This window comes from Verminephrobacter aporrectodeae subsp. tuberculatae At4 (genome assembly GCF_000193225.1).
GTDB lineage: Bacteria > Pseudomonadota > Gammaproteobacteria > Burkholderiales > Burkholderiaceae_C > Acidovorax > Acidovorax aporrectodeae.
Window position 1 is genome coordinate 1 of record NZ_AFAL01000362.1, and the last position, 18,417, is coordinate 18,417.

General features: G+C 68.5%; 18 protein-coding genes. 2 read left to right on the forward strand and 16 right to left on the reverse strand.

The genetic code is table 11. From position 1 onward, the window contains the following. The 6 genes from VTU_RS0108115 to VTU_RS0108140 form a co-directional block, all read right to left on the reverse strand. A partial coding sequence (locus VTU_RS0108115; protein ID WP_010103099.1) for an MGH1-like glycoside hydrolase domain-containing protein occupies positions 1 to 993 on the reverse strand: 993 nt, incomplete at its 3' end. Between the two features lie 28 nt (positions 994 to 1,021). Next, positions 1,022 to 2,038, reverse strand: coding sequence for an ABC transporter ATP-binding protein (locus tag VTU_RS0108120; protein ID WP_010103100.1), 1,017 nt, complete (start codon positions 2,036 to 2,038; stop codon positions 1,022 to 1,024). Between the two features lie 10 nt (positions 2,039 to 2,048). Beyond that, positions 2,049 to 2,852, reverse strand: a complete 804-nt coding sequence (locus VTU_RS0108125) for a carbohydrate ABC transporter permease (protein ID WP_010103101.1) — start codon at positions 2,850 to 2,852, stop codon at positions 2,049 to 2,051. Beyond that, the gene (locus VTU_RS0108130) at positions 2,849 to 3,697 is read right to left on the reverse strand and encodes a carbohydrate ABC transporter permease (protein ID WP_029554204.1); all 849 of its coding nucleotides are present in this window, start codon (positions 3,695 to 3,697) and stop codon (positions 2,849 to 2,851) included. The genes VTU_RS0108125 and VTU_RS0108130 overlap by 4 nt, the downstream gene beginning before the upstream one ends. Before the next feature lie 59 nt (positions 3,698 to 3,756). Beyond that, positions 3,757 to 5,034: an ABC transporter substrate-binding protein gene (locus VTU_RS0108135; protein WP_010103104.1), complete on the reverse strand. Its 1,278-nt coding sequence runs from the start codon at positions 5,032 to 5,034 to the stop codon at positions 3,757 to 3,759. Positions 5,035 to 5,054: 20 nt separating this feature from the next. Next, entirely contained in the window at positions 5,055 to 6,113 is a 1,059-nt protein-coding gene (locus VTU_RS0108140; RefSeq protein ID WP_010103107.1) for a LacI family DNA-binding transcriptional regulator, read from the reverse strand. Between the two features lie 158 nt (positions 6,114 to 6,271). On the opposite strand from VTU_RS0108140, the gene VTU_RS26540 reads away from it, so the two are divergent. Further along, complete coding sequence (locus tag VTU_RS26540) at positions 6,272 to 6,496, forward strand: ribbon-helix-helix domain-containing protein (RefSeq protein ID WP_010103109.1); 225 nt, start codon at positions 6,272 to 6,274, stop codon at positions 6,494 to 6,496. 5 nt (positions 6,497 to 6,501) lie between these two features. Then, positions 6,502 to 7,401, forward strand: coding sequence for a DNA-methyltransferase (locus tag VTU_RS0108150; RefSeq protein ID WP_010103110.1), 900 nt, complete (start codon positions 6,502 to 6,504; stop codon positions 7,399 to 7,401). Here VTU_RS0108150 and VTU_RS0108155 read toward each other — a convergent pair. The 10 genes from VTU_RS0108155 to murD all read right to left on the reverse strand — a co-directional run. After that, positions 7,398 to 7,730, reverse strand: a complete 333-nt coding sequence (locus tag VTU_RS0108155; RefSeq protein WP_010103113.1) for a ScaI family restriction endonuclease — start codon at positions 7,728 to 7,730, stop codon at positions 7,398 to 7,400. The genes VTU_RS0108150 and VTU_RS0108155 overlap by 4 nt on opposite strands. Further along, positions 7,717 to 8,913, reverse strand: coding sequence for a PDDEXK nuclease domain-containing protein (locus VTU_RS0108160; protein WP_050809461.1), 1,197 nt, complete (start codon positions 8,911 to 8,913; stop codon positions 7,717 to 7,719). The genes VTU_RS0108155 and VTU_RS0108160 overlap by 14 nt, the downstream gene beginning before the upstream one ends. Before the next feature lie 45 nt (positions 8,914 to 8,958). Next, positions 8,959 to 10,173: a cell division protein FtsZ gene (ftsZ, locus tag VTU_RS0108165; protein WP_010103117.1), complete on the reverse strand. Its 1,215-nt coding sequence runs from the start codon at positions 10,171 to 10,173 to the stop codon at positions 8,959 to 8,961. A 136-nt stretch (positions 10,174 to 10,309) separates the two neighbouring features. Next, positions 10,310 to 11,539 (reverse strand): cell division protein FtsA, encoded by a 1,230-nt coding sequence (gene ftsA / locus VTU_RS0108170; RefSeq protein ID WP_010103118.1) that lies wholly within the window; start codon positions 11,537 to 11,539, stop codon positions 10,310 to 10,312. A gap of 4 nt (positions 11,540 to 11,543) precedes the next feature. Beyond that, complete coding sequence (locus tag VTU_RS0108175) at positions 11,544 to 12,413, reverse strand: cell division protein FtsQ/DivIB (RefSeq protein ID WP_010103120.1); 870 nt, start codon at positions 12,411 to 12,413, stop codon at positions 11,544 to 11,546. Beyond that, a complete protein-coding gene (locus VTU_RS0108180) occupies positions 12,410 to 13,402 on the reverse strand; it encodes a D-alanine--D-alanine ligase (RefSeq protein ID WP_010103122.1) in 993 nt (330 codons plus the stop codon). The genes VTU_RS0108175 and VTU_RS0108180 overlap by 4 nt, the downstream gene beginning before the upstream one ends. Continuing rightward, positions 13,390 to 14,832: a UDP-N-acetylmuramate--L-alanine ligase gene (gene murC / locus VTU_RS0108185; RefSeq protein WP_010103123.1), complete on the reverse strand. Its 1,443-nt coding sequence runs from the start codon at positions 14,830 to 14,832 to the stop codon at positions 13,390 to 13,392. Before murC ends, VTU_RS0108180 begins: the two co-directional genes overlap by 13 nt. Further along, positions 14,829 to 15,917, reverse strand: a complete 1,089-nt coding sequence (murG, locus tag VTU_RS0108190) for an undecaprenyldiphospho-muramoylpentapeptide beta-N-acetylglucosaminyltransferase (RefSeq protein ID WP_010103124.1) — start codon at positions 15,915 to 15,917, stop codon at positions 14,829 to 14,831. Before murG ends, murC begins: the two co-directional genes overlap by 4 nt. Continuing rightward, positions 15,914 to 17,161, reverse strand: coding sequence for a putative lipid II flippase FtsW (gene ftsW / locus VTU_RS0108195; RefSeq protein ID WP_010103125.1), 1,248 nt, complete (start codon positions 17,159 to 17,161; stop codon positions 15,914 to 15,916). The genes murG and ftsW overlap by 4 nt, the downstream gene beginning before the upstream one ends. Continuing rightward, positions 17,158 to 18,417: UDP-N-acetylmuramoyl-L-alanine--D-glutamate ligase (gene murD, locus VTU_RS0108200; protein WP_010103126.1), on the reverse strand; the 1,260-nt coding region annotated here is incomplete at its 5' end. The genes murD and ftsW, both read right to left, overlap by 4 nt.

Below are 18,417 nucleotides of genomic sequence, written 5' to 3' on the forward strand. Positions count from 1 at the left end.
CACGGTGGGGCCCAGGTCGTGGCGAAAGCCGGCGTAGGCGCCGAGCAGGCCGGAGGACGTGGGCACGTCCAGCAACTCGCCGGTGATGGCGTCGCGCGAGACGTATTGATTCCAGCGGGTGGACCACAGCGCCTCTACCGCGTTGTGCGTGCGCGCCACCGCCGCGTGCAGATCCTGCACGTCGCCGTCCCAGGCACACGCAGCGCACAGCGCGAGCAGGTCGATGCCCGCGCGCTGCAGGATGCTGATGATGCCGACGTCCTGCACCCGGTACGGGCAGGACGCGAGGATCTTCACGGGGTCGAAATCCTGCGCGCGGTTGAAGTCCATCAGGTACACCACGCGGTCGTAGAAACTTTGCGGCGGACGCATCGATGCATCCACATGACCGAGGTCGTGCCGGGTGTAGGGCCGGGTGGTTTGCGGCACGCGGGCCAGCGGCACGTCCCAGGCGGGCGAGTTGTCCATGCCGGTTTCCCAGGGGTGGATGTTGAGCACCAGGCCGCTCCGGTCCGGATCGCGCGCGCGGTACCACCAGCGGTGATGCGCCAGCAGGCCGGGCAGCAAGCCCCGAACCTGCTCGGCGGCTTCGGCCGCTGCTTGCGGCGAAATGGCCTGGGCGCGGTGCCACATCCAGCGCACCATGGTCGCGTGCAGCGGCGGCTGGCTGATGCTGCTGGTGCGGGTGCGGATGGCGTCGGTGCCGGGCGCGCCGTCGGTGCCCCATTCGTCGGCTCCGGGGAAGTAACTGTCGCTCGGCGCATGGAAGGCGATGTGCGCCAGGAAGCCGTCGTTCGGCCCGCCCTGCCACTGGCCCTTGAACAACCAACGCATCTCCTCCCAGGCACGCGCCGGCGCAAAACACATCCAGCCCAGCGCGGTGACGCTGGCGTCCCAGTTCCATTGGAAGGGATAGAGGCCGTCGGTCGGCAGGGTGTAGCCGCCGCGGTCGTTGCCGGTCAGGATCGCGCGGGCTTGTTGGTTCAGGCTCATGTTCGTCGAGGTCGGGGGGTTGAAGGGTTCATGCCGCCAGGCGGCCTTCGGCGTCGTACCAGCGCGCGGCGCCGGGCCGGGCCCTGACGCGCACGCGCTGCTGCGCCGCGATGGCGGGCAGCGCCGAGGTGCTGATGCGCAATAGTTCGTCGTTCACGCGCGCATTCACCTGCTGCGACGCGCCCAGCATCTCCACCACCTTGGCCGACACCTCGAGCCCGCCCTGCTCCACCAGGTCCAGATCTTCGGGCCGGATGCCGAGCACCGTGGCGCCGTCCGGTGCGCGCACGCCGAGCGCGGCATGGCTCGCCACCGAGCTCAGAAAGTTCATCGGCGGGTTGCCGATGAAGCCGCCGACGAAGGTGGTCGCCGGGCGCACGTAGACGGTGGACGGCGCGTCGTATTGCACGATCTCGCCGCCGTGCATCACGGCGATGCGGTCGGCCAGGCTCATGGCCTCGGTCTGGTCGTGCGTCACGTAGAGCGTGGTGGTCCTGATGTCGCGCAGCAGGCCCTTGAGTTCGCTGCGCATCTCCAGGCGCAGCAGGGCGTCGAGGTTGCTCAGCGGCTCGTCCATCAACAGCACGTCGGGCTCCACCGCCAGCGCCCGGGCCACGGCCACGCGCTGGCGCTGGCCGCCCGAGAGCTGCCCGGCGAAGCGCTCGAGCAGGTGCTCGATGTGCATCAGCGCGGCGGCGCGCAGCACCTGCGTGCGGACCTTCTCTTCGCCGACCTTCTGCATGCGCAGGCCGAAGCCGATGTTCTCGGCGATCGTCATGTGCGGAAACACCGCGTAGTTCTGGAACACCATGGCGATGTTGCGTTTGCGCGGCGGCAGGCCGTTCATGCGTTTGCCGTTGATCAGGACGTCGCCGGCGGTCTGCGTCTCGAGCCCGGCAATGATGCGCATCAGCGTGGTCTTGCCGCAGCCCGACGGGCCGAGCAGCACGCAGAACTCCTGGTCCCGGACTTCCAGGTCGATGGCTTTGAGCGCCTGGTGGCCCTTGAATTCCTTGCGCACGGATCGGATGGAAATGGCGGACATGGCGCAGGCCTCAGCGGTTGGAGATGCCCCACATGGCGAACAAGTACTTGCGCACCATGAAGATGAAAACGAGCGAGGGCAGGATCAGGAAGAAGCCGCCGGCGAAGCGGAAATGCAGCGGGCTTTCCTCCAGGCTGGCGAACAGGAAGGCCGTGAGCGTGCGCTGGTTCAGCGTGAGCACGCTGGCCGCGAACACCTCGTTCCACGAGATCACGAAACTGAAGATCATGGTGGCGGCCATGCCCGGCAGCGCCAGCGGCAGCACGATCTTCGCGAAGGCCTGCACCCGCGTGCAGCCCAGCGTCCAGGCCGCCTCCTCGAACTCGCGCGGTATGCCCATGAACAGGCTGGACGACACCAGGATGGAGAACGGCAGCGCCAGCGCGGTGTGCACCAGGGCCACGCCCAGCGGCGTGTCGTACAGGCCCACGGCGATGAACCGCGTGGCCAGCGGCAGCGCCAGAATCGCCAGCGGAAAGGCCCGGGTCATGACGATCAGCAGCCGGTAGACGTTCTGGCCGGCGAAGTCGTAGCGCGCCAGCGCATACCCGGCGGGCGCGCCCAGCAGCACGGCGAACAGCATGCTCAGCAGCGCCACGATGACGCTGTTGCGCACCGCCGTCCACACCCCCGTGTAGTGCACGAAGAAGCTCAGCGTGTCCAGCGAGAGCGTGCCCGGCCACAGGCTCTTCGGCCAGGCGCTCACCGCCTCGCGCGGCGTCAGCGCGCTCAGGCCAATGAGGTAGATCGGCACCAGCCAGCAAATCGCCAGCACGCTGGCCATCGCGTAGAGGAAGCGCGCGTTCGACTTCACGACAAGGTCTCCCGGTTCACCTTCAGCGCCTTCAGGTAGAACAGCGTGACGCCGATGGACAGCAGCAAGATGAACAATGCATAGGCAGCAGCCACGTGGGTGTTCTGGTAGGCGCCCTGCCAGTTGTATGCCTCGCCGACCAGGATGGGCAGGTCGCGCCCGGCGAGCGCGTAGACCACCGCGAACACCTCGAAGGCCAGCACCGTGCGCAGGATCAGCGCGCTCTGCAGGCTGGGCCTGAGCAGCGGCAGCGTGATCTTCACGAAACGCGTCCACGGGCCGGCGCCGAACACCTCGGCCGCTTCGTCGTATTCCTTGGGGATGAGTTGCACGCCGGCCAGCAGGATCACCAGCACGATGGCGGTGGCGCGCCAGAGCTCGGCGACGATCACGCAGGCGAACAGCACCGCCGGGTTCTGGTAGCTAAGCCAGGACACCGGTCCGCTGACCAGGCCGACGCCGCTCAGCACGGTGTTGAAGTAGCCGCGGTCGGTGAAGATGGCGAGCCAGGCCAGGCCCGCGGCCAGGTCGCTCACGCCCAGCGGGATCGTCCACACATAGAGAAAGCCCATGCGGCCGCGCTGCATCTTCTGCAGCATCATCGCCATGCCGAGGGCCAGCACCATCTGCAGCGGCACGACGGCGAGCACCAGGATGAGGGTGTTTCTCAGCGCCACCTTGAAGTTCAGGTCGCCGAACATCTTGGCGACGTATGCGCCGGTCCACACCTGTTCAGGGGTGCGAAAGGCCATCAGGGCCGTCTCGGCCAAGGGCCAGATGAACAGCACCAGCAGGAAGAGCACGCTGGGTGCGATTAGCAGATAGGGGGTCCGTTGGGCGGGCATGGCAAGGGACGGCCGCAGCCGCCGCACGGTGCTCGAATGGATGGACACCGGTGCCGCGCTTACTGCACGGAACAGACCTGGGCGCCGCTGCTCGCATCGGGCGCCCAGCAGGGTGCGCCGACCTCCTTGAGCAACGCGTCCATCAGCTTGCCCTGTTCGTCCAGCACGGTCCGGATGTCTTCCTTGCGCAGAACGATGCGGGTGAACGTATCGACATAGATCTTGTTGAACTCACCGCCCTTGGCGCCAAGTTGCACCGGCAGCAGCGAGGCCCGGCCGTCCCTGGCCGCAAATACCGCCGTCATGCCGTTGGAGGCCAGTTGCACGCCCGGCGACAGCTGCGACAAATCGGCCCGGGCGACGGGGAAGAAGCCAACTTCGCGCAGGATGGCGGCTTGCGCGGCGGGCCGGGTCAGGTAGTCGATCACGCGCTCGGCAGCGGCCTTGTCGGGCGCGTTCTTCGGCACCGCCATGCCGACGATGACCGGCATGAAGCCGCGGCCCTTGGCGCCGGCAGGCGCGGGGAACACCAGGAAATCGTTGGGCCTTTCGACCAGCGCCGACAGCAGCCGCGCGGTGTGGTCGAAGGCCACCCAGACCTCACCGCTCTTGAGCGGCTCTTCCATGAAGCCATAGCTGGTGGAACGCGGGTTCACGTAGGCCCACATCTCCCGGAAATCGGCCCAGGCCTTTTGCGCGTCAGCGTTCCTGAAGGTGCGCACGATGCCGCCGGTGTGGCTGGGGTAGAAGGACGCCTGGAAGAAGCGCCACCACAGACCCTTGGGCCCGGCGGGAAAGCCCAGCTTGCTCTCGCCGGTGGCGTCCTTCATGGCCTTTGCCCAGTCGCGCAGCTGCGCATAGCTGAGGCTGTTGACGTTGGCGCCGGCGGGCAGGTACGGCAGCGCCTTCTTGTTCGCCGCCATCTGGAAGGTGTTGGTCATCAGCGGAATGAAGCGCTGGTGCTCGCCGCCCATCTTGCCCAGGGCCATGATCGATGCCGAGATCTCGCGGCTACCGGCAAGGCGCTTGGCCAGATCGTCCAGGTCGCTCAGGCCGCCCATCTGGTTCACCGGTGCGAGCTCGCCGTCGAGCGCGATGGCCATGCTCACCCTGCCCTGCGCCGCACCGAGCTCGGCCTTCATGCGCGTGAAAAAGGTGTTGCCGTCCTCGGGGACGAAGTTCACCGCATCGGGAAAGCCCTTGAGGATCACGTTGCGCACCTTCTCTGCCTCTTCCACCGGCCGCATCTGGGTCGAGACGATGGTGGTGGTGGTCTGGGCGTTGGCCCATGTGGCCAGCAGCAGGCAGGCGGTGGCAGCCAGGGATCGCAAAGGCATGGAGTGTCTCCTGTCGTGTTCTAAGGGCTCGTCGGGGTGTGCGGGCAGGGGCCGTCGGACTGGCGCACGATCAGCGAGACTGCGGCCAGGTGGCTGCGGTGCGACGCCGCGGGAGCGCCGCCCTGCAACTGCTCGAGCAGCAGCTGCGCGAGGTGATGGCCGTTCTCGACCAGGGCGTGGTCGATGGTGGACAGCGGTGGTTCGGCGTAAAGCCCGGCCTCGGAATTGCCGTAGCCCATCACCGAGATGGTCCGCCCGACCACCAGGCCCGCGGCGCGGATGGCGGCCATCGCGCCCAGCGCCATGGCGTCGGTGGCGCAGAGCATGGCCGTGACCGGCCCGGCCGCGTGGCCTTGGCTGGCATGGTTTTCCGCGATCAGCTCGGATGCGATGCGCAAGCCATCCGCCGCAGTGGGCTCGCCGTGCCGCACCGGACAGGCCGCCGGGTCCAGCCCGAAGGCGTGCATGGCGCTGGCAAAACCCTGTTCGCGCAGGACCGCGAAAGTCATCTGCGGCTGGCCGTTGATCAGCGCAATGCGCCGATGGCCCAGGCCGGCCAGGCGCTCGGTGGCCAGGAAGAAGGCCCGTACATTGTCCGCGTCCACCCAGGCATGGGGCGCGTTGCCCTGGGTCCGCCCATGGGTGATGAAGGGCAGGCCACGCTGCTGCAACAGCGACACCCGCGGATCTTCGATGCGGGTGCGCGCCAGGATCACGCCATCGACCAGCCGACCGGCCAGCAGCCGCTCCAGTTCGGGAAGCTCGTCATCGCCGGTAGGCAACACCAGTGACAACGCGAAATAACCGCGCGGGCGCAACGCCTCGGATACGCCGGCGAGCAAGGCGGAAAAAGTCGCGTCCAGGTAATTCCCGGAGCGCAGCGACGACACCAGCGCGATCGCCCCGGTGCGCCCTGTTGCCAGCCGGTGCGCGACCGGATGCGGCTGATACCCGATGGCCTTGGCCGCCGCCTCGACCCGCTCCCGGGTCCTTGCGCTGACGTCGGTGTAGCCGTTCAGCGCACGCGACACCGTGGAGATGGACAGCCCGAGGGATTCGGCAAGGCTGGAAATGGACATGGGGCAGGCGACGGGGCAAAAGCGCTTTTGGCTACCGATTATCAAAACAAAAGCGGTTTTGGAGCCTGGTGATTACCCGGATGGCTCAAGCAAACTTGCATCAAAGTGGTGTAGTCTGGTGCAGACACCTGCTGCACCCATACCGACCCCTTACAGCAATGGCCAATCGACGCATCCAGTCCTACACCGCCCCGGCGGAACGCACCGTGCGGGCTTCGGTCAGCTTCCCCGAAGACCAGTACGCCGAGCTTGAGCGCATCGCGCTTGACCAGCGCGTGTCGCTGGCTTGGGTGGTGCGGGAGGCGGTGCAAAGCTACCTCGTGACGCGGTGGCCGCTGCTGGAGGGCGGCGCCGCCAAGACCGAAACCAGCAAAGGAAAATAGACGCAATGGATCAGGCCGTCATCGCCCCGTCGTTCGTCGAACCCGCCACCCGACCCGTCAATGTGGGCGCTCAGGCCCGCTTTGAAACGCTGCTGGCCGCGCTGGGGAAGCCCGCCTCTCGCGGCGCGCGCCACGCCATCTACAACGGTGACTGCCGCGAACTGCTGACCCGCGTTCCCGCTGGAAGCCTTGACCTGACCTTCACATCCCCGCCGTACAACATCGGCAAGGAGTACGAGACAGTGCGCCCGATGGAGGAATTCATCGACTGGTGCGCGGACTGGATCAACAGAATCTACCGGGCCACCACCGCCGATGGGGCGCTGCTGCTGAACGTGGGATACGTGTCGCTGCCCGACCGCGCCAAGTCCATCCCCATCCCGTACCTGCTGTGGAACCGGGTGCCGTTCTTCCTCCAGCAAGAGATTGTCTGGAACTACGGGGCGGGCGTTGCGGCCAAGAAGTTCCTGTCGCCCCGCAATGAGAAGCTGCTTTGGTACGTCAAGAACTCCGAGCGTTACTGCTTCAACCTGGACGACATCCGCGACCCCGACGTGGCGTACCCGAATCAAAAGAAGAAGGGCAAGCTGCGCTGCAACACCATCGGCAAGAACCCGTCCGACGTGTGGCAAATCGCCAAGGTCACTTCCGGCGAGGGCCGCGCCTCCAAGGAGCGTACCCCGCACCCGGCGCAGTTTCCGCTTGACCTGTGCGAGCGCTCCATCAAGGGCTTTTCGCCCGCTGACGGCATCGTACTTGACCCCTTCCTGGGCTCAGGCTCGACGATTGACGCCTGTCTGCGGTGGGAACGGTACTCCATCGGCTTTGAAATCCGCGAGGACTACTGCGCCATTGCAGCTGAACGAATCGCCGACGCCCAGCGCCAAACCGCGTCGCTGTTTTAGTACAACCCCTTGTACCGTTCGCGCGCTGCGGCTTGCAGCTTCGCGTACTGGGCGGGGACAGTCTTCGTGCTTACCAGCTGGCCGATGGTGGTCAACCCCGCCGCCGTCAGTTCCGCCGCTGCCTTCGGCCCCGCGCCATCCACAAGCTGTACCGGCCCGTTGAGAATGTAGGGGCCGGGGACGGTCATCAGCTTGTGCCTGTACACGGTATCGTCCAGTCCGGCCATTTGCCCGGTGGCGGACTTCTGCGCCTGCCAGTCGTCAGCGTCAATCCAGCCGAACCGAAGCATCGTCAGCGTTTGGCCATGGAAGCTTTCAGTAGCCGCCATGACTTTTGGAGTTCTTTGCCACGCCGGGCGCAGTGCCGGGCGCTGGCAGCAACTGCCGCAGCTCACGCTGCAGTTCCTGCTGCAGTTGCTTTTCGGTGGGCAGGTGCAGCTGGTAGCGGCTGGCGAAAATGTTCCGCTCCTGCTGCTCACCCAGCGTGTACTTCACGACCGCATCGTTCTTGTCGGAACAAAGGATCAGGCCGACGCTGGGGTTGTCCCCCTCGGTGCGGCGCTCACGATCGTAGTAGTTCACGTAGAACTGAATCTGCCCGAGGTCGGCATGGGTCAGCTTCCCGACCTTCAGGTCCACCAGCACGAAACACTTCAGCACCGCGTGATAGAAGACGAGGTCGATGTAGAAATGATCCCCGTCCAGCGTGATGCGCTGTTGGCGTGCCACGAACGCAAAGCCCTTGCCCAACTCCATCAGAAACTGCTGCAAATTCTCGATCAGGGCCTGTTCGAGCTGCGTCTCGACAAGCCGGGGCGACTCGGGCAGATTCAGAAACTCCAGCACCATCGGGTCTTTGAGCACGTCGATCGGTTGGCTGACTTCATGCCCGCGCGTGGCCAGCCGCAGCAGCCCTTGCTTGTCGCGGCTCTTGGCCAGGCGGTCGAACAGCAGGCTCGCCACCTGCCGATCCAGCTCACGCGCAGACCAGGCGTTGCGCGCCGCTTCGGTCTCGTAGAAGACGCGCGCTTCCTCCCGGTCCACGCGCAGCAACCGGCGGTAGTGCGTCCATGACAGGCCCGGGTTCAGCCGCCCGGGTTTCCAGGCAGCGGTCGTGATGGTGGGCGGCACGAGCAACGCGGTCGCCGCGTGGCCTGATTTCCGACGCGGTGCGTCGGAAATCCTCTCTGGCACCGCCTCGGCCAACAACTGCGGATACTCCCGATAGAAGCGTCGGAACAACTCCAGATTGTCCACCCCGTAACCTGCGCCGAAATCGGTGCGCAGGCGCTCGGCCAGTTCGCCCAATAGCGCCGTGCCATAGCCCGCGCGACGCCGGCCCCGCTGCTCTTCTTCGACAATTTCGCGCCCGATCAGCCAATTGGCCATCACTTGGGTGGTGTTCACGGTCCGGGCGATGCCCGTGCGCGCCGCGGCCAGGATCTCGCGCACACGGCCATACAGTGCCGGCTTGCCGATGCCTGCCTTCGGGTCCGTCTTGGGCGCCGGCATGTCCCACCTGTGGTTCAGCGCGATGCGCAAACGCGGTACCTCCCATCAATCCGCCTGCTTGCGCAAAAACGCCGGAATCTCCAGGTCGTCCATTCCGCCGGAGGACAGCGCGTCCACCCGGGCTGCGGCCTGGCTGCGGTTCGTGCGCCAGACGCTGGGCACCGCCATGTTGCCGTAGTCGGTCTGCGCGCTGCCCGCGCCCGGCATGTTGACTGCCGTGGGCAGTTGGTGCACGCGGTTGTCCGTTCCCGTGCGCAGGCCGCCCTGCACGACCGTGATCGGCTGGCGGCGCGCGGCGGTCGGGCGCGACAGGCCGGTGGCCACCACGGTCACGCGGAGTTCCTCGCCCAGGCTGTCGTCGTAGGCCGCGCCGTAGATCACGTGCGCGTCGGGCGAGGAGTAGGCGTTGATGGTGCTCATCGCCAGGCGCGATTCGGACAGCTTCAGGCTGCCCTTGGCCGCGGTCACCAGCACCAGCACGCCGCGCGCGCCGGACAGGTCGATGCCTTCGAGCAAGGGGCAGGCGACGGCCTGTTCGGCGGCGATGCGCGCGCGATCGGGGCCGCTGGCGGTGGCCGTTCCCATCATGGCCTTGCCGGGTTCGCCCATCACGGTGCGCACGTCTTCGAAGTCGACGTTCACATGGCCGTACTCGTTGATGATTTCGGCGATTCCGCCGACGGCGTTCTTGAGCACGTCGTTGGCGTGCGCGAAGGCCTCGTCCTGGGTGATGTCCTGGCCGAGCACTTCGAGCAGCTTTTCGTTGAGCACGACGATCAGCGAGTCCACGTTGGCTTCGAGTTCGCTCAGGCCGTTGTCGGCGTTCGCCATGCGGCGCCCGCCCTCCCAGTCGAAGGGCTTGGTGACCACGCCCACGGTGAGGATGCCCATTTCCTTGGCCACGCGGGCGATCACGGGCGCGGCGCCGGTGCCCGTTCCGCCGCCCATGCCGGCGGTGATGAACAGCATGTGCGCGCCGTCGATGGCGCTGCGGATGTCGTCCTCGGCGGTCTGCGCGGCGTCGCGGCCTTTTTCGGGCTTGCTGCCGGCGCCCAGACCGCTTTCGCCGAGCTGGATCAAGCGGTGCGCAGAACTGCGGCCGAGCGCCTGCGCGTCGGTGTTCGCGCAGACGAATTCCACGCCCTGCACGCCGCGCGCGATCATGTGCTCGACGGCGTTGCTGCCGCCGCCACCCACGCCAATCACCTTGATTTGCGTGCCCTGGTTGAAGTGTGCGGTTTCGATCATTTCGATGCTCATTTTGAAACTCCTGGTTCTGAATTCGGATGCTGTGGTCCAACGGGGAACGGGAACGCGGGGGGGCCGGTACATCGCCAGCGGCCGCGCGGTATTCGGCGGGGACTGCCGCGCGCCAGATGAAACAGGTATTGCATGATCAGAAATTCCCTACGATGAAGTCTTTGATGCGCCCGAACGCGGTCTTCATGGAGCCGCTTTTCTGCGCCACCTTGAAGCCGCGCAGGCGCGCCAGGCGCGCCTCCTCGAGCAGGCCCATGACGGTCGCGGCGCGTGGCTGCGCGACCATGTCGGACAGGGCGTTGGAATACTTCGGTGCGCCCCGGCGCACGGGTTTGAGAAAGATGTCCTCGCCGAGCTCGAGCATTCCGGGAAGCATCGCGCTGCCGCCCGTGAGGACGATTCCCGAGGACAGCAGTTCCTCGTAGCCGGACTCGCGCACCACCTGCTGCACGAGCGCGAAGATTTCTTCCACGCGCGGTTCGATCACGCCCGCCAGCGCCTGCCGGCTGAGCATGCGCGGGCCGCGGTCGCCCAGGCCCGGCACTTCGATCTTGGCCTCGGGGTCGGCGAGCAATTGCTTGGCGTAGCCGCTCTCGACCTTGATGTCCTCGGCGTCCCGGGTCGGCGTGTGCAGCGCCATGGCGATGTCGCTCGTGATCAGGTCGCCCGCGATCGGGATCACCGCCGTGTGGCGGATCGCGCCGCCGGTGAAGATCGCCACGTCGGTCGTTCCCGCGCCGATGTCCACCACCGCCACGCCGAGTTCGCGTTCGTCGTCGGTGAGCACGGCCAGGCTTGCCGCGAGCGGGTTGAGCATGAGCTGCTCGACTTCCAGCCCGCAGCGGCGCACGCATTTCACGATGTTCTCGGCCGCGCTCTGCGCGCCGGTCACGATGTGGATCTTGGCTTCCAGGCGGATTCCGCTCATGCCGATGGGCTCTTTCACGTCCTGCCCGTCGATGGCGAATTCCTGCGGTTCCACGAGCAGCAGGCGCTGGTCGCTGGAGATGTTGATGGCCTTGGCCGTCTCCATCACGCGCGCCACGTCGGCCGAGGTGACCTCCTTGTCCTTGACGGCCACCATGCCGCTCGAATTCAGGCCGCGGATATGGCTGCCCGTGATTCCGGTGTAGACGCGCTGGATTTTGCAGTCGGCCATCAGCTCGGCCTCCTTGAGCGCCTGCTGGATGCTCTGCACGGTGGCGTCGATGTTCACCACCACGCCGCGCTTGAGGCCATTTCCCGAGGCCACGCCCAGGCCCACGAGCTTGAGGGTGCCGCTGGGCAGCACCTCGGCGACCACGGCCATGACCTTGGATGTGCCGATGTCCAGCCCGACCACGACGTCTTTGTATTCTCTTGCCATATATCTAGTCCCTGCCCCTGTCTGTTGCGTGCTGTCGGGTCGGCCGTGCGTTGCGGCCCGCGCTGCCTGCGCCCGGTATCGACTGCCGTTGCGCGCTCGCGCCCTGCGCGCCCACGGTGCTGACCCCGCGCAGACGCAGTGCGTAGCCCCCCGCGTGGCGCAGGTCCGCAAATTCCAGGGCCTGCACGCGCCGTCCGTATTTCGTCGCCACCGGCGCCAGCGTGCGCACGAAGCGCTGCGCGCGCTGCAGCACCTCCTGCTGCGTTCCGCCGCCCAGTTCGACCACCGCGGCGTCGCCCAGCGTGGCGCGCCAGCCGCCCCGGCCGGTGAGTTCCAGCACGCGCAGGTCCAGTTCCAGGGCCGCGAAGGCGCTCTGCAACAGGCCATGCATGCGCAGCACCTCGGGCGCACTGCCTGCCGGGCCCAGCAGGTGCGGCAGGCCCTCCTGCTCGATGTCGCCCAGGTTCGCCTCGAACACCTCGCCCTGGCGGTTGACCAGCGCCGATCCGCTCTCCGGCCCCCAGTACGCGAGCGCCTCGTGCTCCTGCAACTGCACCAGCAGGCTGCCGGGGTACGCGCGCCGCAGCTGCGCACGGCGCACCCAGGGCACCTGCTCGAAGGCCGCGCGCGCGGCGTGCAGGTCGAGCGTGAAAAAATTGCCCACCAGATGCGGCACCACGTTGGCGCGCAGGGTCACGGCGTTGTTGTGCACGAGGTCCCCCTGGACCACGATGCGCGCCATGGCCAGCCCCGGGTGGCGCAGCAGCCACCACACGCCCGCCACGAGCACGAGCGCGGCGCAGCCCGTGAACAGGAGCGACGCGCTCAGGTTCATGAGCCTCACGTCCAGCGGCAGGGACAGCTTGTCGGTCATGCGCTGCTGGCTCCCGGGGGGGCGCCCGGCGGGGGCTGGTCGAGCGCGGCGGCGGCGAGCACCCCCAGGCACAGGTCTTCGTAGCTGATTCCCGCGGCGCGCGCCGACAGGGGGAGCAGCGAGTGGCTGGTCATTCCCGGAGCCGTGTTGATCTCCAGCAGAAAGGGCTGGCGGTCGCTGGCGCGCAGCATGATGTCCGCGCGCGCCCAGCCGCGGCAGTCCAGCGCGCGAAAAGCCTGCAGCACGAGGCGCTGGATCTCCTGCTCCTCCTGCCCGGGCAGGCCGCTCGGGCAGTGGTACTGCGTGGCGTCGCCGAAGTACTTGTTCTGGTAGTCGTAGTTGCCTTCGGGCGCGACGATGCGGACCACGGGCAGCGCCTGCGCGCTGACGCCCGCGCCGAGCACCGGGCAGGTGGTCTCGTCGCCCGCGATGAACTGTTCGCACAGCACCTCGGGGTCGTAGCGCGCGGCCAACTGGTACGCCGGCGCGCACTGCCCGGGCGCGCTGACCTTGCTCAGGCCGATGGTCGATCCCTCGCGCGCGGGCTTCACGATCATCGGCGCGCCCAGCGCCTGCAGCGCCTGCGCGGTCTCGGCGGCGTCCGACACCAGGCGCCAGTCGGGCGTGGGCAGCCCCTGCGCACGCCAGATGCGCTTGGTCATGGTCTTGTCCATGGCGATGCTCGAGGCCATGACGCCGGGGCCGGTGTACGGAATGCCGAGCAGTTCGAGCGCGCCCTGCACCGTGCCGTCCTCGCCATGGCGGCCATGCAGGGCGATGAAGCAGCGCGCGTAGCCGTCGCGCCGCAGCGCGCCCAGGTCGCCCTGCGCGGGGTCGAAGGCATGCGCGTCCACGCCGCGCGCACGCAGCGCCTGCAGCACGCCGCCGCCGGACATCAGCGAGACCTCGCGCTCGGCAGAACTGCCGCCCATGAGCACCGCCACCTTGCCCAGCGCGCGCGCGTCCACGGCGCAATTCAGAAGGCCCATGGCGCGCTCCCTTCCGGCGTTTCGGAAGCACTGCCTTGCAGCAGTGCGTGCAGCCTGCCGGCCACGGCGCCGATGGTTCCCGCGCCCATGCACAGCACCACGTCGCCGTCGCGCGCGCTGTCGGCGATGGCCTGCGGCATGTCGGCCACGTCATCGACGAACACCGGCTCGATGCGGCCCGCAACGCGCAGCGCGCGCGCCAGCGAACGGCCGTCGGCCGCGACCACGGGCGCCTCGCCTGCGGCGTAGACCTCGGTCAGCAGCACCGCGTCGGCGCTGCCGATGGTCTTCACGAAGTCCTCGAAACAGTCGCGCGTGCGCGTGTAGCGGTGCGGCTCGAAGGCCAGCATCAGGCGCCGGCCGGGGAACGCGCCGCGGGCTGCGGCCAGCGTCGCGGCCATCTCCACGGGGTGGTGGCCGTAGTCGTCGATCAGCGTGAAGTGGCCACCGTCGCGCGCGCGCAGTTCGCCGTAGCTCTGGAAGCGCCGACCCACGCCCTTGAAGCCGGCGAGCGCACGCAGCACGGCCGCGTCGGGGATGTTCAGTTCCACCGCCACGGCGATCGCCGACAGCGCATTGCGCACGTTGTGCTCGCCCGCGAGGTTGAGTTGCACGGCCAGATCGGGCAGCGTGACGCCGTTTCTGCGCTGCACCGTGAAGCACATCTGCCGGCCCTCGGCGCGCACGTCCACGGCGCGCACCTGCGCGTCCGGCGCAAGGCCGTAGCTGGTCACGGGGCAGGTCACGCCGGGCAGGATGTCGCGCACCGCCGGGCTGTCCACGCACAGCACCGCCGTGCCGTAGAACGGCATGCGGTGCAGGAAGTCAACGAACGCGCCCTTGAGCCGGCCGAAGTCGTGCCCATAGGTTTCCATGTGGTCGGCGTCGATGTTCGTCACCACCGCCATCACCGGCAGCAGGTTCAGAAACGACGCGTCGGACTCGTCGGCCTCGACCACGATGTAGTCGCCGCTGCCCAAGCGGGCGTTCACGCCCGCGCTGTTCAGGCGCCCGCCGATGACGAAGGTCGGGTCCAGCCCGGCCTCGGCGAGCACGCTGGTCACGAGGCTGGTGGTGGTGGTCTTGCCATGCGTTCCCGCGATGGCGATTCCCTGCTTCAGGCGCATCAGTTCGGCGAGCATCAGCGCGCGCGGAACCACGGGAATTTTCTTCGCGCGCGCGGCCAGTACCTCGGGGTTGTCGTTCGTCACCGCGGTGGACGTGACCACCGCGTCCGCGTCCCCGACGTGCTCCGCCGCGTGCCCCAGGCGGGTCTCGATCCCCAGCCCCTGGAGGCGGCGCAGCGTGGCGCTATCGACCAGGTCGGAACCCGTGATGCGGTAGCCCAGGTTGAACAGCACCTCGGCGATGCCGCTCATGCCGGCGCCGCCCAGGCCGACGAAATGGATCTGGCGGATGGCGTGCTTCATGCGGCAAACTCCTCGCAAGCGGCCAGCAGCGCGCGCGTGGCCTCCGTTTTTTCCAGGCTCTTGGCCTTCAGCGCTCTGTCCAGCAGCGCCGGGCGCTGCATGTCCGACAGCATGCGCGCGAGCCCCTGCGGCGACAGATCGCGTTGCTGCACCAGCCAGCCGCCGCCCGCGTCCACGAGAAAGCGCGCGTTGTGGCTCTGGTGGTCGTCCACCGCCGAGGGAAAGGGAACGAACAGCGCGGCAGCGCCCACGGCGGCGATTTCCGTCACGGTGCCCGCGCCCGCGCGGCAGACGATGAGGTCGGCCGCGGCAAACGCGCTGGCGGCGTCGTCGATGAACGGCGTGAGTTCCGCCTGCACCCCGGCAGCGGCGTAATGGGCGCGCAGCGCGTCGATCTGCGTGGCGCCGCTCTGGTGCACGACCACGGGGCGCTGCTGCGCCGGCAGCAGCGCCAGCGCCTGCGGAACGATCTCGTTGAGCGCGCGCGCGCCCAGGCTGCCGCCCACGACCAGCAGCCGCAGCGGGCCGGTGCGGCCGGCAAAGCGCTCGGCGGGCCCCGGCTGCCGCGTGAACTCCGCGCGCAGCGGGTTGCCGACCCACTGGGCGTTTTTCGCCCCCTTGCCGAACACGCCCGGGAACGCGGTGAACACCCGGTCGGCAATCCGCGCGAGCACCCGGTTGGACAGACCCGCGACGGCGTTTTGCTCGTGCAGCAGCAGCGGCCTGCCGCACAGCACGCCCATCATCGCGCCCGGAAAGGCGATGTAGCCGCCCAGGCCCAGCAACACGTCGGGCCGCACGCGGCGCAGCACCCGCAGCGCCTGCCAGAACGCGCGCAGCAGGCGCAGCGGCAACAGCGCCAGCGTGACCAGGCCCTTGCCGCGCACGCCGGAAAAGTGGACCGGCTCCAGCGCAAAGCCCTGCTGCGCAGCGATGCGCGCCTCCATGCTGTCGGGCGCGCCGAGCCAATGCACGCGCCAGCCGCCCGCGCGCAGCGCCTGGGCCACGGCCAGACCCGGGAAGATATGGCCGCCCGTGCCGCCGGCCATGATCAGCGCGGTCTTGGTACGGTGCATGCTCCTCATGTGCGGCCTCCGCGCATCAGGAGCTTGTTCTCGTAGTCCACCCGCAGGACGACGGCCAGCGCAATCAGGTTCATCAGGATTGCCGACCCGCCAAAGCTCATCAGCGGCAGCGTGAGCCCCTTGGTCGGCAGCGCGCCCAGGTTCACGCCCATGTTGATGAACGCCTGAAAGCCGATCCAGATCGCCACCCCCTGCGCGACCAGGCCCGAGAACACGCGGTCCAGCGCGATGGCCTGGCGGCCGATGAGCATGATGCGGCGCGTCACCCACAGGAACAGCAGGATGAGCACGAGAACGCCCACGAGGCCGAATTCCTCGCCGATGACCGCGAGCAGGAAGTCGGTGTGCGCCTCGGGAAGCCAGTGCAGCTTCTCCACGCTGCCGCCCAGACCGACGCCGAAAATCTCGCCGCGCCCGATGGCGATCAGCGCGTGCGAGAGCTGGTAGCCCTTGCCCAGCGCGTGCTCCTCGCTGAACGGGTCGAGGTAGGCGAACACGCGCTCGCGCCGCCAGGACGAGCTGGCGATCATCAGCGCGAAGGCCGCCACGAGCACGCCCGCGATGAGGAAGAACATGCGCGCGTTGACGCCGCCCAGAAACAGGATTCCCATGGCGATCACGGCGATCACCAGAAAGGCGCCCATGTCCGGTTCGGCGAGCAGCAGCACGCCCATGATGGCGACGGCCGCGCCCATCGGCAGCACGGCGCGGAAGAACCGTTCCTTGACCTCCATCCTGCGCACCATGTAGCCGGCCGCGTAGACGAGCACGGAAAACTTCGCGAGTTCGGACGGCTGGAAGCCTATGGGCCCGGCGGCGAGCCAGCGGCGCGCGCCATTCACCATCTTGCCCAGCCCGGGAATCAGCACCGCCGCGAGCAGCAGCAGCGCCGCGACGAACAACCAGGGCGCAACACGCTCCCACAGCGCCATCGGCGCCTGCACGGTGAGCAGCGCCGCAATGAAGCCGGCGCCCATGTACAGGGCGTGGCGCGTGAAGAAATGGGTCGGCGCGTAGTGCGCGAAACGCGGGTTGTCCGGCATGGCGATGGACGCCGAATACACCATCACCAGCCCCCAGGAGAGCAGCGCCACCAGCACCCACAGCAGCGCCTGGTCGAAGGGCACGCTCACCGGCGCCGGGCGCGCGTACTGCGCGCTGCCCGCGTGCGCGGCGTGGCCGACCCGATCCGGCAGGCCGCCGAACCAGCCTGCCGCACGCTGCAGCAGCCTGGGCGCGCTCATGACCCGCCCTCCGGCGGCTGCGCCGCGCCGTCCGCGAGGCGGTGCACGGCGGCGACGAAGACCTGTGCGCGGTGTTCGTAGCTCTGGAACATGTCGAAGCTGGCGCAGGCCGGCGACATCAGCACCGCGTCGCCCGCGTGCGCGCGCTGCGCCGCGCGTTCCACCGCCTGGGGCAGCGTCTGCGCGTCGAGCAGCGGCACGGCGGCGTCCTTCAGGGCCGCGCGAATCAGCGGCGCGTCGCGGCCGATGAGCAGCACCGCGCGCGCGTGGCGCGCCACGGGTGCGGCCAGCGGCGCAAAGTCCTGCCCCTTGCCGTCGCCGCCCAGAATCACCACCAGGCGGCGCTCGGCCCCGAGCCCGGTGAGCGCCGCCACCGTGGCGCCGACGTTCGTTCCCTTGCTGTCGTCGAAATACTCCACGCCATCGACGACGGCCACCGACTCCACGCGGTGCGGCTCGCCGCGGTACGCGCGCAGACCGTAGAGCATGGGCGCCAGCGGGCAACCGGCGGCCGAGGCCAGCGCCAGCGCGGCGAGCGCGTTCACGGCGTTGTGCCGGCCGCGGATGCGCAGCGCGTCCGCGGGCAGCAGGCGCTGGATGTGCAGTTCCTCCTCGGTGGCGCGCGCGCGCTGCTGCGTCTCGTGCGCCGCCATGGCGCGCACCAGCCAGGTCATTGCGCCGACGGTCTGGAGGCCGAAGTCGCCGGGGCGCGTGGGCAGGTCGCCGCCAAACAGGGTGTGCGCGCGCTGCGGGGGCGGCTTGGTGCGCGCTGCCGGGGAGGGTCGCGGCGCCGGCGCCGGCAGCATGCGCAGCACCGCCGCGTCCTCGCGGTTCAGGACCATGTGGCCGGTCTGGCCCAGGATGCGCGCCTTCGCGGCCGCGTAGGCGTGCATGTCGCCATGCCAGTCGAGGTGGTCCTGCGTGAGGTTGAGCACCACCGCGGCCGTGGGGTCAAAGTCCGCGACGCCGTCGAGTTGGAAGCTCGACAGCTCGAGCACCCAGACGTCGGGCAGGGTGTCGGCGTCGATATGCCCGGCCAGCGTGTCGAGCAGGCTCGGGCCGATGTTTCCGGCCAGCGCCACGCGCCGGCCCGCGCGCGCGACCAACTCGGCGGTGAGCGCGCTCACGGTGGTCTTGCCGTTGGTTCCGGTGACGGCGAGAACCGCGGGCGCGTAGCCATGCGCTGCGCGCAGCGCCGCCAGCGCCATCGTGTACAGCTCCAATTCCCCACCCACGCGCACGCCGCTGGCGCCGGC